This is a genomic window from Pseudomonas sp. LS_2, assembly GCF_042709235.1.
GTDB lineage: Bacteria > Pseudomonadota > Gammaproteobacteria > Pseudomonadales > Pseudomonadaceae > Aquipseudomonas.
In genome coordinates this window covers 67,406-82,311 of sequence record NZ_JAVAYC010000015.1, presented here as the reverse complement: position 1 = coordinate 82,311, position 14,906 = coordinate 67,406, and the positions used below count along the sequence as shown (strand labels likewise).

Sequence of the window (14,906 nt, the reverse complement as noted above, 5' to 3'; positions counted from 1 at the left end):
TCATCAACGGGCCTTCCCATGTACAAGACCCTCGAAGAGCATATCCGCACGCAGGTCGCCCCCGCAGCCCTGCGCGCCGAATTCCGCCAGCACGAATTCGAGGCGATGCGCCCGTTCTGCCTGTTGATCTTCTGCGTCAGCATCTTCATCTGGCTGGTCTTCGACCTCATCATCAGCTACCTCGGCGGCCAAGGCTTCACTTGGCTGTCGGGCCTGTTCGTCGCAGCGCTGTGCATCCTCACCGTGGTGCTGGCCTTCACCCGCCGCAGCCATCATTTCGATGTGCTCAACCTGTTGTTCATCGCCGTCATCACCTTAGGGATGCGCCTGTTGATCGACGGCATCCCCATCGAACTGCGCCCGGTCTGGCTGCTGCTGGGGGTGTCCAGCGTGCTGTATTGCGTGTCGGTGCTGCCCGTGCGGCGCTGGTCGTTCTTCTGCGCCATGACCATCACTTGGGTGACGCTCAACCCTTTCCTGCATACCCGCATCGATGCCCTGGACCTCGAAGGCGCGATGCTGCTGAGCTACGCCCTGTTCCTCAGTGGCCTGGTGATCTACAGCTACCTGCGCATGCGCCTGGCCAAGCTGCACAACTACTACTTGTCCAAGGTGCTGCTGGAACAAGCCTACGTCGACGCACTCACCGAGATCCCCAACCGCCGCTCGTTCATGGCCAAGGCCGAACGCCGGTTGCACCCTGCAGCAGCCGGGCAATACCTGGCGATGATCGATATCGACAATTTCAAGAAGGTCAACGACAGCTTCGGACATGACATCGGCGACGAGGTGCTCAAGCGCGTGGCCGGGCATATCAAGGCGTCGGTTGCCGGCCATGAGTACGCCCGCCTTGGCGGCGAGGAATTCGCGATCTTCTTCGATGGGCTCGACCAGGCAGCCGCCGAGCAGCAGGTAGATGCCCTGTGCCAAAGGGTGCGCAACGACCTGGGACCACACCCCGTGACCATCAGCATCGGACTGGCCAAGGTGGCCAGCGGCGATAGCCTGAGCCTGGCGCTGATGCATGCCGACGAGGCGCTGTATGCCGCCAAGCACCAGGGCAAGGACCGCTTCGTGCTGTGGGCCGAGGGGATGGGCGACTGAGCCCGGTTGGTCTGCGCTGTACGGAGCGGCGCTATACCTGTGAGAGCGGCCTTGCCCGCGAACCAGGGCCAGGCGCTGGCCATCCACCACGGTGCGTTCTTCGCCAGCAAACCCGCTCCTGCAGGGTTATGCGCAGCTCTTGAGGCCGACGCCCTCTACCCCGCTGGCAGGCGAATCCTGAACTGTGCGCCGCCCAGCGGCGACTGCCTGACGGTCAAGGTGCCGCCCTGCCCCTCGATCGCGCGACGGCTGATCGCCAAGCCCAGGCCAAAGCCGCCGGTGCTGCGGTCACGGCTGCGGTCCAGCCGGTAGAACGGCTGGAAGATACGTTCGCGCTCATCGGAGGGAATGCCAATACCGTCATCCTCCACCGTCAGCAGGCAGTCGCCATCGGCCTCCAACCTCAGCCACAACAGCAGGCGCCGGTCGCAATAACGCATGGCATTGCGCACCAGGTTCTGCACCGCGCGCGCAGTCAGGCGCGGGTCAAGGACGAAGCGCGGCAGGGTCTTGTCTGCGCGCACCTCCCACTGGATGCCCCGGCTGTCGAGCTCCTCGGCAAACGCACCGAGCACGCTGTCGACCAGCTCCAGCAGAGAGACCTCGACCCGCTCGCGGGCCTGGTCGGCGTTATCCAGCCGGCTGTAGGAGAGCAATTCGAGCACCAGCTCATCCAGCTCGCGTACGTGGCCGACCAGCTCCAGCAAGCGCTTGCGGCTGGCCACCGGCACTTCGTCGAACAGCAGCACCAGACCGAAGTCCAGGCGGGTCAACGGCGTGCGCAACTCGTGGGACACCGCATTGAGCAGCTCGCGCTGCTGGTTCACGTGACGCTCCAGATCGCCCGCCATGGTGTCGAACACGCCCGCCAGCTCGCCGATGTTCGAGCGTGGCGAAATATGCGTGCGCTGCGACATTTCCCCCCGGCCCAGGCGATGGGCGGTTTCCTTGAGCCGTTCCAGGTCACGCCAGTGCGGCCACACCCACAGCAGCAGGCAACCGAGCAGCGCCGCGCCGATCAGCACGGTCACGCCCCACGACAGCACATTGATGTCCAGCGGGTCGGGAGGTGCATGCAACCTGACCAGCCAGCCGTCGCCCAATGGTGCCAGCACCGTCTGGTAGTAGCCCCACTCGGCGATCCGCACCACGTGCAGGCCATGCACCAGGCGGGAGCGTTCATCGGGCCGCAGGTCGGCATTGTCCATGCGCTGCAACTGCAGCTCGATCGGCGCGAACGCCGCTTTCAACTCCTGCTCCACCAGCGGCCAATCCCCGCGCGGGGCCTGCTGGAACTGGCGCACGATCAACGTCTTCACGCCTTTGGTCTGGTCGAGGTTGTAGGCGATGAAGCGCTCCTGGAACGCACCGACGATGGCGCTGGGAATCAGCAGCAAGGCACCGGCGTAGGCGGTGATGATCACCAGGTACAGGCGCACCAGGATCTTCAGCATGGGGCGTCAGTACTCCCACTCGACGCGGCTGAACAGGTAGCCCTTACCCCAAACGGTCTTGATCTTGCGGGCCTCGCCAGCACTGTCGTCGAACTTGCGTCGCAGCTTGGAGATGGCCACATCCACCGAGCGGTCGGTGCCGTTGAACTCGATGCCACGCAATTGCTGCAGGATGCGATCACGACTGAGCACCTCGCCGGCGTTGCGTGCCAGCACCACCAGCAGGTTGTACTCGCCACACGACAGCTCCACCTGGGCGCCACGCCAGGTAACGTTGCGTTCGGCCAGGTCGATGCACAGCCCGCCGATCAGGACCAGATTACTGTCCATGTGTGGCTCGTGCACGCTGCTGCGACGCAGAAGTGTGCGTATCCTCGCCAGCAGTACCCGCGGTTCGCAAGGTTTGGTGACATAGTCGTCGGCGCCCATCTCCAGGCCCAGCACCTGATCGTGGCTATCGTCGCGCGCGGTCAGCATAAGGATCGGCAGGCTGCGCGACTCCTGGCGCAACAGGCGGCATACTTGCAGGCCGTCCAGGCCTGGCAGCATCAGGTCGAGGATCACCAGGTCCGGGCGTTGGCGACGGTACTCCTCGAGCACCTGGTCGCCACGGGGAATGACCCGCACGTGAAAGTCGTTGCGATGCAGGTAGCTGGCGATCAGCTCCGACAGTGCGCGGTCGTCTTCAACCAGGAAAATGTTGGGCATAGGTGCCTGTGATGATAGGAAAAATGGAAGCTCTGGAAGGTGCAGGCAGAATATATATTCCTACTTGCCCCCTGACAGGGCCATTACACTTTTTCACAGAGCTCGTACACAGCTTAACACCCGCCCAAAGACCCGCCGACTGGACAACCTCCCGCTGAAAATGGGAGGGTTCCAGCCCTTGACCTCCCGGACCCTTTCACATGCAGACCAGCCTCCCCCCTCGCTCCGTTCTTGTTCTCGCCGGTGGCCGCGGCCAGCGCATGGGCGGACGCGACAAAGGGCTGGTGCCTTGGCAGGGCGAGCCGCTAGTGTCCCATGTGCAGAGGGTGGTACGGCCCCTGACCGACGACTTGGTGATTTCCTGCAACCGCAACCACGAAGCCTATGGCGTCTATGCCGACCAACTGGTGAGCGACGCCGAGGCCGACTTCCCTGGCCCGCTGGCCGGAGTCATTGCCGGGCTTGCCGTGGCGCGCCACGACTGGCTGGTGGTACTGGCCTGCGATGCCCCACGGGTGGACCGGGCGCTGATCGAAGACCTGCTGCACCTCGCCGTCAATGGCGACAGCGCGGCGATGGTGCGCCAGGACGGCTTCTGGCAGCCGATGTTCTGCGTGCTGCCCAGGCGCCTGCTGCCGCTACTGGAGCAGGCCTGGCAGGCCGGTGAGCGAAGTTTGCAGAAGGCACTGCTGCTGGAACCCGTCCAAGCCTTGGCTTGCGCCGCAGACGACGAACGGCTGAGCAATTTCAACAGTCCCGATCGTCTGCGCTAAGCGAAACCTGCGCCACAGGTGGCAGCGACGTGGAGCCCGTGGTAGTGGTCGGCAGTGCGCCGATCGTTGGCGAGAACCCGCCGCCGCTGGCCTAGGTCGGCCACGACCACGACAACCTGGCTGTGCAGGACACCAGCCCCTGCCCTATCAGCAGAGCGCCACCGGCTCGTTCAACGCAGGCTACGCCGAGCAGTTAGTCGAAAATGGCATGCGGTTCTTTTTTGTGCATCGCAAGAGATACAAGATAACATTGCGCACCTTTCATTCTCAGTCGCCGTTCCCATGCAAACACCTCCCCTGCGCCTCCATAGCATCGATGCCCTGCGTGGCCTGGTCATCCTGTTCATGCTGCTGGACCATGTCCGCGAAACCTTCCTGCTGCACCGCCAGGTCGGCGACCCAATGGATGTTACGGTCACCGAACCCGCCTTGTTCCTGAGCCGCACCCTGGCGCACCTGTGCGCGCCGGTGTTCATCCTGCTGACCGGCTTGTCGGCCTGGCTGTATGGCGAAAAGCACCAGGGCCTGCGCGATGTGTCGGCCTTTCTGTTCAAGCGGGGCCTGTTCCTGGTGGTGCTGGAATTCACCCTGGTCAACCTGGCCTGGACCTTCCAGTTGCCGCCTTCGGTCATCTACCTGCAAGTGATCTGGGCCATCGGCTTGAGCATGATTGCCCTCTCGGCCTTGGTCTGGCTGCCGCGCCCGGTATTGATCGGCCTGGGTCTTGCGATCATCGGCGGGCACAATTTGCTCGACGGGCTGCACTTCGCGCAGGGTTCGGCCCTGCATGTTCCCTGGGCGATCCTGCACGACCGCGGCTGGCTGGAAGTCTCGCCGTCGCTGCGCCTGCGCACCTCCTACCCGGTGCTGCCTTGGATCGGCGTGATCGCCCTGGGCTACGGCCTTGGCCCCTGGTTCGATCGCACCCACCAGGCACAACGTCGCCAGACACAGTTGCTGCTGGCCGCCAGCCTCGCCCTGCTTGGCTTCATCGTGCTGCGCCAGCTCAACCACTACGGCGAAGCACCCTGGCACGCCTACCCGACCCTGACGCAAACCTTGATGAGCGTCTTCAACATCACCAAGTACCCACCTTCGCTGGCTTTCCTGCTGCTGACACTGGGTGCGGGGCTGCTTCTGCTCTGGGCCTTCGAACGCGCCGGTCCGGCACGCTGGATCGAGGTACTGGCGGTGTTCGGCGCTGCGCCCATGTTCTTCTACCTGCTGCACCTGTATGTGCTCAAGGCGCTCTACCTGGCGGGGCTGGAGGTGTTCGGGCGCAACCAGGGGGCGTATTTCGGCTTTGATAGCGTCGCAGCGATGTGGTTGGTGGCCGCCCTGCTGGCGCTGGCGCTGTACCTGCCGGTGCGCCGCTTCGCCCGGTTCAAGGCGCAGCGGCGTGATATTGCCTGGCTGAAGTACTTCTAGACGCTACTGACCCACCTTCCAGTGCTGGCGCTCTTGCGGCGTAAGGGTCTGCAACACCTGCTCGAATGCAACTTGCAGCTCGCCACTGACGTTGCCGAACGCAGCGAAGTTGGTCAGCAGGTAGCGTTTGACGGTGTTCGGCCAGTTACCGGCCCTGTGCGCCGCATTGAGGATGCCCTTGGCATCCTGGTAGTTGGCCGTCGGCTTCACCTCGCCAAGGCGACGGTCGAACTGGGCGAAGGTCCACTGGTCGTCGCGGGCTTCGAATTCATCCAGTAGTTTTACTTTGTAAAGCGCCAGGTCAGGCATCGGCTTGCTCCTTCGGATCACGTCCGTTGTGGGGGTAGGCCACTACGGTAAGCAAAGCCAGCGGGGCTGAAAATGAACGCAATGCACCCTTGCCTGAGGTGCAGGTAGGAACCTTCCTAACACTTGGTAAAAGAAGCGCTCGGCGAAAGCCGGACAATTCGATTACCATCGCGCCCCTTCGTCTGCGGAATACCTGTCGCCATGAACAGAATGATCCAATTCGTCGCCGTGGTGCTGGCCTGCACCTTGATCGGCGTAGCCTGCGAACGCTACGGCGTGAACCAGTACCTGAAATGGCTGCTGATGGCCCTGCCGGCGATCATCTGGGTACGCCTGCGCAAACCGCTCTAGGCCCAGCAGCACAGCCTCCTTCGGCAGCCAGCCGCAACACGCCCTCCGCCTCTCCAGCGCCGCTTCCGTAAACCGCGTGGTACGCCCGAGCCCGCAACACCTGGACCCCCAGCTAAAGTAGAATCGCTACTCTCCCGTCCCACCCAAGGCTCCCTACCCCATGCCTCGCCTGTCCGCCCTGCTGCTGCCGCTATTGCTGCTCGCCACCCTCGCCGCCTGCGACCAGAAACCCACCCGTGAGGAGAAGATCCTCGCCAACCTGCCCTTGCAGGAAGCCTACGATCACAACATCGGGCGCATGGCCTCACTGCTGGCGATGACTCATCCGCAACTGAGCGAAGAGCAGATCAAAGACGTGCTGCGCAAGCACCTGACCGTCGACGACCAGCGCAAGGACCTGTTCAAGCTATACAGTGAAAAGAACTTCAGCGACGCCGAGTTCGATACCATCGTCGCCGCCACCCAAGACCCGCAAAAAGCGCGCCAGCTGGGGCAGAGCGAGGCAGGCAAGCAGCTCAGCGAGAAGCTCACCGGGCTGATGCGCGAAAGCGCGCGCAACCCCGAGGTGCAGGCCCTGGCCGAGGAGCGCATGCAGCAAGTGGAAGATGAACTGGCGACCCTTGCCACAGCGCCAACGCCGCAGGGCGAGTAACAGCTCGGACGAGGCGATCGTTTGGCGTACCGCCTTGTCCAATTCCCATACCACCTCAGGACCTGCACCATGCCCCGCCTCGGTTTCGCCTGCCAGTACCGCCACCCACACCGCGACCTGTCGATCAAGACACTGGAAACCATCGAACGGGCCTTCAACCCCCGCACCACCACGCTGCGCTGGCTCGGCAGCGCCAGCCAGGACGCTGCGGCTGCCAAGCTGTTGGAGCTGGTCGAGCACAACCTGGCCGCGCAACTGCGCCTGTTGGCCTACGTGGCGGAACAGCCCGAGACCCTGCGTATGCTGCGTCTTTCCAGCGACCTGTTGCCGCTCTACAGCCACCCCGACGTCGCGGCCTTCTATCAGGCGCCGGATATCCAGGCCCTGCTTCACACCCGCTTCGACGCTATCGGCACCTTTGCCCGCAACCATGACATCCGCCTGTCGTTCCACCCCGGCCAGTACTGCGTGCTAGGCTCGGACCGCCCCGAGGTGGTGGAGAACAGCCTCGCTGAGTTCGAGTACCACGCCGACATGATCCGCATGATGGGCTACGGCCAGCACTTCCAGGACTTCAAGTGCAACATCCACATCGCCGGACGCTTGGGCGCAGCAGGCGTGCGCGCGGTATGGCCAAGGCTCTCGGCGGTGGCGCGCAACGTCATCACCTTCGAGAACGACGAGAAAACCTACGGCGTGGACGACTGCCTGGCATTGGCCGACCTGGCACCGGTGGTGCTGGACATCCACCACTGCTGGATCCACGAGAACGACTACATCGCCCCGCACGACCCGCGGGTGCAACGCATCATCGACAGCTGGCGCGGCGTGCGCCCGGTCATGCACTACTCGCAGCCCCCGGAGCGGCTGCAGGAGCTGGGCTTCAACGCCGAGGAAAAACTGACCATCCAGGCGCTGCTGGAAAAGGTCAACAAACGCGACCTCTACCTGCACAGCGACCGCATGTGGAACGACTGGACCAACCGCTACGCCCTGCAATTCGTCGAACGTTTCGACATCATGTTCGAGGCCAAGCACAAGAACCTGGCGTCACTGGATTTCTTCCAGCGGTATTTGTGACCACCGGTCGAACCTCGGGCACCTCCTGTACGCGATGACGACCGAACGCAGGTAAGTCATCGAAATCAGGAGATGCATCATGAAATGCAAAAGCACACACGCATGGCTACTTGCCCTGTGCCTGGGCGCCAGTGCACCCGTCGCCCTCGCGGCGACCGACATGAACGACGGCCGCTCGCCGACCCCGCAGATGCCGGACACCGGCACCCACCAAGGCAACGGCGGCGCCACCGGTTCCGGTGCGCCGGGCGATGGCATGGGTACCGGCGATAGCGGCACCCGCGGCAATGGCACCAACGGCACCGGCGGGGACGGCTCAGGGACAGGCTCCGGCACTGGCACTGGCACTGGCAGCGGAAGCGGAAGCGGCTCGGGTAGCGGCGGCATGGGCGGCAGCGGAGCCGGTGGCAGTGGCACGGGCGGCTCGGGTGGAGGCAGCGGCGGGTCGGGCGGTGGCGGTAGCTGAAGTCGGTAGCGAATTCCCGCTCCTGCAAGGCCGCAACCTCGACGCCGTGTAGCTGAGGCGGTATTCCTGGCCCCTTCGCGGCCAAGTCCGCCCTGCACCGCTCTTGAGATCAGCGCGATACCTGTAGGAGCGGGCTTGCCCGCGAAGGGGCCGATATGATTCGCCGGGATCAATCCAACAGTGGAATTTCCACCCGGCTCTCGTTGCCGCGCGCATTTGCCGGTATGGTGTTGTCAAAGAAGGATGTTTTACCCGCACAGGAAAGACTTAGATGCTCCAACGCAATGTCATCAACGCATCCGTCAGCCCCAAAGGCAGCCTTGAAACCCTCTCGCAGCGCGAAGTGCAACAACTGAGCGAAGTCGGCACCGGCAGCCTGTACAACCTGTTCCGCCAATGCGCCCTGGCCATCCTCAACACCGGCGCCCATGTCGACAACGCCAAGACCATCCTCGAGGCCTACCGCGACTTCGAAGTCCGCATCCACCAGCAAGACCGCGGCGTACGCCTGGAACTGCTCAATGCCCCGGCCGACGCCTTCGTCGACGGCGAAATGATCGCCAGCACCCGGGAAATGCTGTTCAGCGCACTGCGCGACATCGTCTACACCGAAAGCGAGCTGGCCAGCCAGCGCATCGACCTGGAAAGCTCCCAGGGGATCACCGACTATGTCTTCCACCTGCTGCGCAATGCCCGCACCCTGCGCCCGGGTGTCGAGCCTAAGATGGTGGTGTGCTGGGGTGGCCACTCGATCAGCAGCGAGGAGTACCAGTACACCAAAAAGGTCGGCCACGAGCTGGGCCTGCGCAAGCTGGACGTCTGCACCGGGTGCGGCCCGGGCGTGATGAAGGGCCCGATGAAGGGCGCAACCATCGCCCACGCCAAGCAGCGCATGCACGGCAGCCGCTACCTGGGCCTGACCGAGCCGGGCATCATCGCCGCTGAGGCGCCGAACCCGATCGTCAACGAGCTGGTGATTTTGCCGGACATCGAAAAACGCCTGGAAGCCTTCGTCCGCGTCGGCCACGGCATCATCATCTTCCCCGGCGGCGCCGGTACGGCCGAAGAGTTCCTGTACCTGTTGGGCATCCTGATGCACCCGGACAACCAGGGCCTGCCCTTCCCGGTCATCCTCACTGGCCCACGCAGCGCCGAGCCGTACCTGCAACAACTGCACGCCTTCGTCGGCGCCACCCTGGGCGAAGCGGCGCATCGTCATTACCAGATCATCATCGACGACCCGGCCGAGGTGTCCCGGCAGATGGTCGAGGGGCTCAAGGCGGTCAAGCAGTTCCGTCGCGAGCGCAACGATGCCTTCCACTTCAACTGGCTGCTGAAGATCGAAGAAAGCTTCCAGCGCCCGTTCGATCCCACCCACGAGAACATGGCCAACCTGGCCCTGCGCCAGAGCCTGCCGCCTCATGAGCTGGCAGCCAACCTGCGCCGGGCGTTCTCCGGCATCGTCGCGGGGAACGTCAAGGACAAGGGCATTCGCCTGATCGAGGAACACGGTCCGTACCAGATTCGCGGCGACAGTGCGATTCTCGACCCACTGGGCCGGTTGCTGCAGGCCTTCGTCGACCAGCACCGGATGAAACTTCCCGGGGGCGCGGCTTACGTGCCTTGCTACCAGGTCGTGAGCTGAGTTTTTGCCCGGATTGTTACAGATCCATGTACCCCGTGACCTTCGCCACGGTCCCTGTGAGTGCGGGTTTACCCGCGAAGCAGGCACCGTGGTGGATGGCACCGGCTCTGCCGATGTTCGCGGGTAAACCCGCTGCCACAGGGGCACCATAAGCTCGTCATTTGCTGTACATCCGCAATATCTTGCAGACAATTCCCACCCCAATCGGTGAACCAGCCGACAAAAATACGGTCTTTCGCTGACGGTCAAACCACCGACCGGTTCGCCGGCCCAGTCATCGGGCCTTCAATTGTCCTGATTCAGCGAAGACAACCATGCCTGATTTGCGCCTTCCAGCCCTGTTCGCCGCCCTGCTCGCCACCGCCTCCCTGGCCCATGCCGAAGAACCCGCCAGCGACGCCCGCTGGGTCAGCGATGGCCTGAGCACCTATGTGCGCAGCGGTCCCACCGATGGCCACCGGATCGTCGGCTCGCTCAAGTCCGGGCAACAGGTCACCCTGGTCACCAGCCAAGGCAACTACAGCCAGGTACGTGGACAAAGCGGTGATTTGGTGTGGATCCTCACCAGCGACCTGCAAGCGGTGCCCGGCCAGGCCGAACGCCTGCCGCAGCTCGACGCCCAGGTCAGCGAGCTGTCCGCCCAGCTCAAGACCATCGATGACGGCTGGAAGACTCGCGTGCAAGGCATGCAGGAAACACTCGACTCGCGCAAGGCGCTGATCGACGAGCTGCAAACCCGCAACAACAGCCTCAACGAACAACTCGAACAAGCCCAGTCGAACCTGCGCGATACCCAGGCACGCCTGGGTGACGAGAACAAGCAAGTGATGATGCGCTACATGGTGTATGGCGGCAGCATTGCTGGCGCCGGCCTGCTGGCCGGCTTGATCCTGCCGATGCTCAGCCGCGGGCGTAAGCGCAACGACCGCTGGTTCTGAGGCTATTTCGCCTGGTTGGTGACGCCGAACGGGATGTGCACGGAGGGCACCACGGTGCGTGAGCCCTTCAAGTGCGCGGGGTGGTCCTCAAAGAAGATGTGCGGTTTGAGCACCTGCAAGACCCGCCGTTTTTCAATGCCGCCGAGGAAAAACGCATCGTTCGCCATCACCCCCCAACTCTTGAGGGTGTTGAGCGCGCGTTCGTGGGACGGTGCGTTGCGTGCAGTCACGATCGACACCCGCAGGCGGTTCGAATAGTCGGGGTGCGTCAGCTTGTGCTGCTCCTCGACCGCCTGGATCCTCGCAATACGCACGAAGAATTCCTTGAGCGGCCCAGGGTTGTGCGGCTGCGCCACGTTCAACACTTCATGGGCATGAAAGCTGCCAAGCCCCGACGACTGCATGACCGCCTCGGACTCATCGTTGGCCAGCACGCCGTCGAAGTCGAAGGCGATACGCAGGCTGTCGTCGCTTTCATCGTCATCGAATTTCGAATCCAGCACCGTTCCTGCCGGGTAGCCGGCCTTGATCGCAGCCTCCACATGGGTCTTTTCGGCAGACAGGAACAGCGCGATGTTCAACGCCGGTATGTACTCATAAGGGGATCGACCCTGCATGAAGATCGCGCGGGTCATGTCCAGCTTGTAGTGCTCGATGGTCTTCATCACGCGCAGGCCCGTGTCCGGGTCGTTCTGCGACAGCAGCACTACCTCTACCAGGGGATCATCCGGGTCGGGGCTCAGGTCATTGAGTGCCAGCAAGCGCTTGATGAAGGGAAAGGCGATGCCTTTCTCCAACGGGCTGTTCAGGTTGCGGCGCTGGTACTTGCGGTACTGCGCTTCACCCTTCTTTGCGAAGACGGCGTGCGACTTGCTCAGGTCGAACACCGCGCTCGACGCCACGCCAATCACCAGGCGGTTGTCCAACTCGTAAGGCATAGGTCGTTCCTTGTTCCGTGTTCAAGCGTTGCTGCGCCCTTCCAGGCGTGGCGTCCAGTCTTCAAGCTCTCGTTGATCGAGGCGCCGCTGCAAGGTCTTGCGCCAGGACGGCACCAAGGGCAGCGCCAGGCATTCGCGCAGCAGTTCAGGTTCCAGGCGCTTGTCGAACAACACCGCCGACAGCCGCGCCACCGACCACTCGCCGAACGGCCGCTCGACCAGTTCCAGGCGCTCGCCTGCCTGCACCAGGCCCTCCTCCAGCACCCGGTAGTACCAGCCGGTGCGTCCACTGTGCTGCACCCGTAGAGACATCTGCGCCACCGCGAAGCGGTCGTTGAGTTTCCAGCACGGCAGGCGCCCCTGGGACACCTCCAGCAAGGCGCTGCCCACGCGAATACGGTCACCCAGGCAGACATCTGCCTCGTGCCAACCGGTGCTGCTGAAGTTCTCGCCAAAGGCGCCCGGCTGCGCCAGCAAAGGATGCTCGCCCAGCTCTTCGGCCCAGGCAGCGTAGTGTTCGCGTGGGTAGTGGTGGATGGCTTTCTCGATGCCGCCATGGACCCGCAGGTCGCCCTGCTCGTCGCCCTCGATACCCAGCGTGGTGACCTTGCGTGGGCCCTGGCGCGGCTGCTTGTGGATGGCGCTGTGCGACCCGGGCCGAGTAAAGGGACGGGCAACGCCGGTGAGCAGCTCATCGAGTACGAGACTGGCCAAGGTCATGGTGGGTTCTCTGGGAAATAGTGAGAAAACCCGGAGGATACATCAGGGAGCCGCGCGGCGGCTCCCCCGACTACAGCGCACAGCGGTCAGTGCGAACGGGCCTTGTTGTAGATGGTCTTGGCGCGGTCGGCCGAGGCTTGGCATTTGGTCATGTCGCCAGCGGCCTGGGCTTCCTTGGCCTGGGCCAACAGGTTCTTGAAGTCTTCGACCATACCACCGGCCATGCCTGGGCCGTCGGCCTTTATGAAGCCTTCGAGCTCCTTGATCTTGGCATCGCAGTTGGTGGCCGGGTCGGCCAGGACATGGGTGCTGAGGCTCAGCACCGAAGCAGCGAGAAGCAGTGTCAGCGATTTCATGGGGTGTTCTCCTGGAACAGGGATAGGCTCGACTTTCTAGATACGGCTGGACGCCACGATCAGCATAGTCGTGTCCAAGAGACTCGTAATTGGATAAACGTGCGGAGTACTGCACCGAACATCCAAGACCTGCGAGGCGTTGCAGTGCCGGTTCGCAGCCCCCTGCACCGCTGCATCAGTTCGCAGGCAACGTGCACTGCGCCGCCAGGAAATCGATGAAGACCCGCACCCTCAACGGCATATGACGCGCATACGGGTAGATCAGCACGAAGGGGCGCGAGGTGCCGCCGAACTCGCTCAGCACTTCCACCAGTTCACCACTGGCCAGGGCGTCCTGCACGGTGAAGCGGTAGGCCTGCATCAGGCCCGCGCCGTGCCGGGCCAGCGCGGCGGTGGCGAGAAAGTCCCCCTGGCAGGTCCAGTTGCCGGTGGTATCGATCTCGACTCTCTTACCGCCCTTGTTGAAACTCCAGGGAGGGCGGCGACCGCTGCTGTGCATCTGGAACTGGATGCAGTCATGTTCGCGCAAGTCTTCCAAGGTGTTTGGAATGCCCGCCCTGGCCAGGTAACCCGGCGTAGCGACCACAACCAGCTCGGCGTCCTCCAGGCGCCGGGCGACCAGGCGCGAATCCGCCGGCTCGCGCCCGCGGATGGCCAGGTCGAAGTTTTCCTCGGCGAAGTCGACGTTACGGTTGCTGACGTGCACATCCACCTGCACCTGCGGGTAACGCTGCTGGAAGCGCGGCAACAACGGCAGCAGGCGGAAATGCGCATAGGGCGTGGGCGCACTGATGCGTAGCTGTCCGCTGGGCGCCAGTTGCCCACCCGCCACCTGGCGCTCGGCCTCGACCAGTTGCCCCAGGGCCTGGCGGCATTGCTGGTAATAGGCCTGGCCGACCTGGGTCAGGCGCATCTGCCGGGTGGTGCGCACGAACAGGCGCACGCCCAGGCGCTCCTCCAAACGCGCCACAGAGCGGCTCACCGCCGCAGGCGTGACACCGGCTTCAGTGGCGGCCGCAGTGAAACTGCCGGTTTCGGCCGCCAGGCAGAACAGCTCCAGGCTGCCCAGTTGCAAGTCATCGAAGTGGCGGGTCATGGGTGTAGACCTTAAATTACACGATGTATCGATTGAAATGCCGTACGCGCCATTTTTCAACCCCAGAGCAAGACTTAAAGTCATCTCCATCGAGCAACCCGCTCGCCTCATTGGAGATCAGTATCATGAGCAACGCCAAAACCGTCATCATCACCGGCGCATCCAGCGGCCTGGGCTTCGCCCTGGCCCAGGCCTTCCTCCAGCGCGGCGACAATGTCGTCGGCAACGCCCGTAGCCAGGCCCGCCTCGATGAAGCGGCCAGCCGCCTGGGCAACCCCGAACGCTTCGTCGGCGTGGCCGGCGACATCGCCCTGGCCAGCACCGCGCAGCGCTTGGTCGACACCGCGCAGCAGCAGTTCGGTGGGCTGGATATCCTGGTCAACAACGCCGGTATTTTCATTCCCAAACCTTTCACCGAGTATCGCGAAGAGGATGTCGATGCCCTGGTCGGCACCAACCTCAAGGGCTTCTTCTACCCATCCCAGGCCGCAGCGCGCGTCATGACCGCCCAGGGTCATGGACAGATCATCGCCATTACCGCCTCGGTGGCCATGCAACCCACTACCCGCGTGCCTGCGCTGCTGCCGATCCTGGTCAAGGGAGGGCTGAACCAGGCGGTCAGGGGTCTGGCACTGGAACTGGCGGGCAGCGGCGTGCAGGTCAATGCCGTGGCCCCGGGCATCATCGACACCCCGCTGCACAGCGGCAACGTCGAGGGCTTGGGCGGGTTGTCACCGAGCGGCCGTACCGGCAAGCCGCAGGATGTGGTGGACGCCGTGCTGTACCTGAGCGATGCCGGTTTCGTCAGCGGCGTGGTGCTGCCGGTGGATGGTGGTGGTACCGCCGGCACCTGGGACTGACCCTCGAAGGCTCGAGCGGTTAGACTGT

Annotated in this window: 17 protein-coding genes; 10 read left to right on the top strand and 7 right to left on the bottom strand. The window is 63.6% G+C overall.

Annotated features, from left to right (window positions below):
• Positions 1 to 18 precede the first annotated feature (18 nt).
• A complete protein-coding gene (locus RAC97_RS15425) occupies positions 19 to 1,104 on the top strand; it encodes a diguanylate cyclase domain-containing protein (protein WP_375099345.1) in 1,086 nt (361 codons plus the stop codon).
• 155 nt (positions 1,105 to 1,259) lie between these two features.
• Here the strand turns inward: RAC97_RS15425 and RAC97_RS15420 are convergent, their stop codons facing one another.
• Complete coding sequence (locus RAC97_RS15420) at positions 1,260 to 2,558, bottom strand: ATP-binding protein (protein ID WP_375099344.1); 1,299 nt, start codon at positions 2,556 to 2,558, stop codon at positions 1,260 to 1,262.
• Between the two features lie 6 nt (positions 2,559 to 2,564).
• Positions 2,565 to 3,266 carry a response regulator gene (locus RAC97_RS15415; RefSeq protein ID WP_375099343.1) on the bottom strand — a complete coding sequence of 234 codons (702 nt, stop codon included), beginning with the start codon at positions 3,264 to 3,266 and terminating at the stop codon, positions 2,565 to 2,567.
• A gap of 200 nt (positions 3,267 to 3,466) precedes the next feature.
• Here RAC97_RS15415 and mobA point away from each other — a divergent pair, with 200 nt between their 5' ends.
• Together mobA and RAC97_RS15405 are read left to right on the top strand one after the other, a co-directional pair.
• Positions 3,467 to 4,039 (top strand): molybdenum cofactor guanylyltransferase MobA, encoded by a 573-nt coding sequence (mobA, locus tag RAC97_RS15410; protein WP_375099342.1) that lies wholly within the window; start codon positions 3,467 to 3,469, stop codon positions 4,037 to 4,039.
• Positions 4,040 to 4,321: 282 nt separating this feature from the next.
• On the top strand, positions 4,322 to 5,467 hold the full coding sequence (locus tag RAC97_RS15405; protein WP_375099341.1) for a DUF1624 domain-containing protein: 1,146 nt from the start codon (positions 4,322 to 4,324) through the stop codon (positions 5,465 to 5,467).
• A gap of 3 nt (positions 5,468 to 5,470) precedes the next feature.
• Here RAC97_RS15405 and RAC97_RS15400 read toward each other — a convergent pair whose 3' ends face one another.
• Positions 5,471 to 5,776 carry a hypothetical protein gene (locus RAC97_RS15400; RefSeq protein ID WP_375099340.1) on the bottom strand — a complete coding sequence of 102 codons (306 nt, stop codon included), beginning with the start codon at positions 5,774 to 5,776 and terminating at the stop codon, positions 5,471 to 5,473.
• Between the two features lie 201 nt (positions 5,777 to 5,977).
• On the opposite strand from RAC97_RS15400, the gene RAC97_RS15395 reads away from it, so the two are divergent.
• The 6 genes from RAC97_RS15395 (at position 5,978) to RAC97_RS15370 (ending at position 10,908) form a co-directional block, all read left to right on the top strand.
• Positions 5,978 to 6,127, top strand: a complete 150-nt coding sequence (locus RAC97_RS15395; RefSeq protein WP_375099339.1) for a hypothetical protein — start codon at positions 5,978 to 5,980, stop codon at positions 6,125 to 6,127.
• A 160-nt stretch (positions 6,128 to 6,287) separates the two neighbouring features.
• The gene (locus RAC97_RS15390) at positions 6,288 to 6,779 is read left to right on the top strand and encodes a hypothetical protein (RefSeq protein ID WP_375099338.1); all 492 of its coding nucleotides are present in this window, start codon (positions 6,288 to 6,290) and stop codon (positions 6,777 to 6,779) included.
• Between the two features lie 69 nt (positions 6,780 to 6,848).
• On the top strand, positions 6,849 to 7,859 hold the full coding sequence (gene uvsE / locus RAC97_RS15385; RefSeq protein WP_375099337.1) for a UV DNA damage repair endonuclease UvsE: 1,011 nt from the start codon (positions 6,849 to 6,851) through the stop codon (positions 7,857 to 7,859).
• A 79-nt stretch (positions 7,860 to 7,938) separates the two neighbouring features.
• Positions 7,939 to 8,325, top strand: a complete 387-nt coding sequence (locus RAC97_RS15380) for a hypothetical protein (RefSeq protein WP_375099336.1) — start codon at positions 7,939 to 7,941, stop codon at positions 8,323 to 8,325.
• A 271-nt stretch (positions 8,326 to 8,596) separates the two neighbouring features.
• Positions 8,597 to 9,970, top strand: a complete 1,374-nt coding sequence (gene ppnN, locus RAC97_RS15375; protein ID WP_375099335.1) for a nucleotide 5'-monophosphate nucleosidase PpnN — start codon at positions 8,597 to 8,599, stop codon at positions 9,968 to 9,970.
• A gap of 314 nt (positions 9,971 to 10,284) precedes the next feature.
• Complete coding sequence (locus RAC97_RS15370) at positions 10,285 to 10,908, top strand: TIGR04211 family SH3 domain-containing protein (protein WP_375099334.1); 624 nt, start codon at positions 10,285 to 10,287, stop codon at positions 10,906 to 10,908.
• A gap of 2 nt (positions 10,909 to 10,910) precedes the next feature.
• Here the strand turns inward: RAC97_RS15370 and RAC97_RS15365 are convergent, their stop codons facing one another.
• The 4 genes from RAC97_RS15365 to RAC97_RS15350 all read right to left on the bottom strand — a co-directional run bounded on the left by RAC97_RS15365 (position 10,911) and on the right by RAC97_RS15350 (position 14,018).
• Positions 10,911 to 11,846, bottom strand: a complete 936-nt coding sequence (locus RAC97_RS15365; protein WP_375099333.1) for a 5'-nucleotidase — start codon at positions 11,844 to 11,846, stop codon at positions 10,911 to 10,913.
• A 21-nt stretch (positions 11,847 to 11,867) separates the two neighbouring features.
• Positions 11,868 to 12,566: an MOSC domain-containing protein gene (locus tag RAC97_RS15360; protein WP_375099332.1), complete on the bottom strand. Its 699-nt coding sequence runs from the start codon at positions 12,564 to 12,566 to the stop codon at positions 11,868 to 11,870.
• 86 nt (positions 12,567 to 12,652) lie between these two features.
• Positions 12,653 to 12,922, bottom strand: coding sequence for a hypothetical protein (locus RAC97_RS15355; protein WP_375099331.1), 270 nt, complete (start codon positions 12,920 to 12,922; stop codon positions 12,653 to 12,655).
• Between the two features lie 175 nt (positions 12,923 to 13,097).
• The gene (locus RAC97_RS15350) at positions 13,098 to 14,018 is read right to left on the bottom strand and encodes a LysR family transcriptional regulator (RefSeq protein ID WP_375099330.1); all 921 of its coding nucleotides are present in this window, start codon (positions 14,016 to 14,018) and stop codon (positions 13,098 to 13,100) included.
• A gap of 125 nt (positions 14,019 to 14,143) precedes the next feature.
• Between RAC97_RS15350 and RAC97_RS15345 the strand changes: the two genes are divergently transcribed.
• Complete coding sequence (locus RAC97_RS15345; RefSeq protein WP_375099329.1) at positions 14,144 to 14,878, top strand: SDR family NAD(P)-dependent oxidoreductase; 735 nt, start codon at positions 14,144 to 14,146, stop codon at positions 14,876 to 14,878.
• The last annotated feature ends 28 nt before the right edge of the window (positions 14,879 to 14,906 follow it).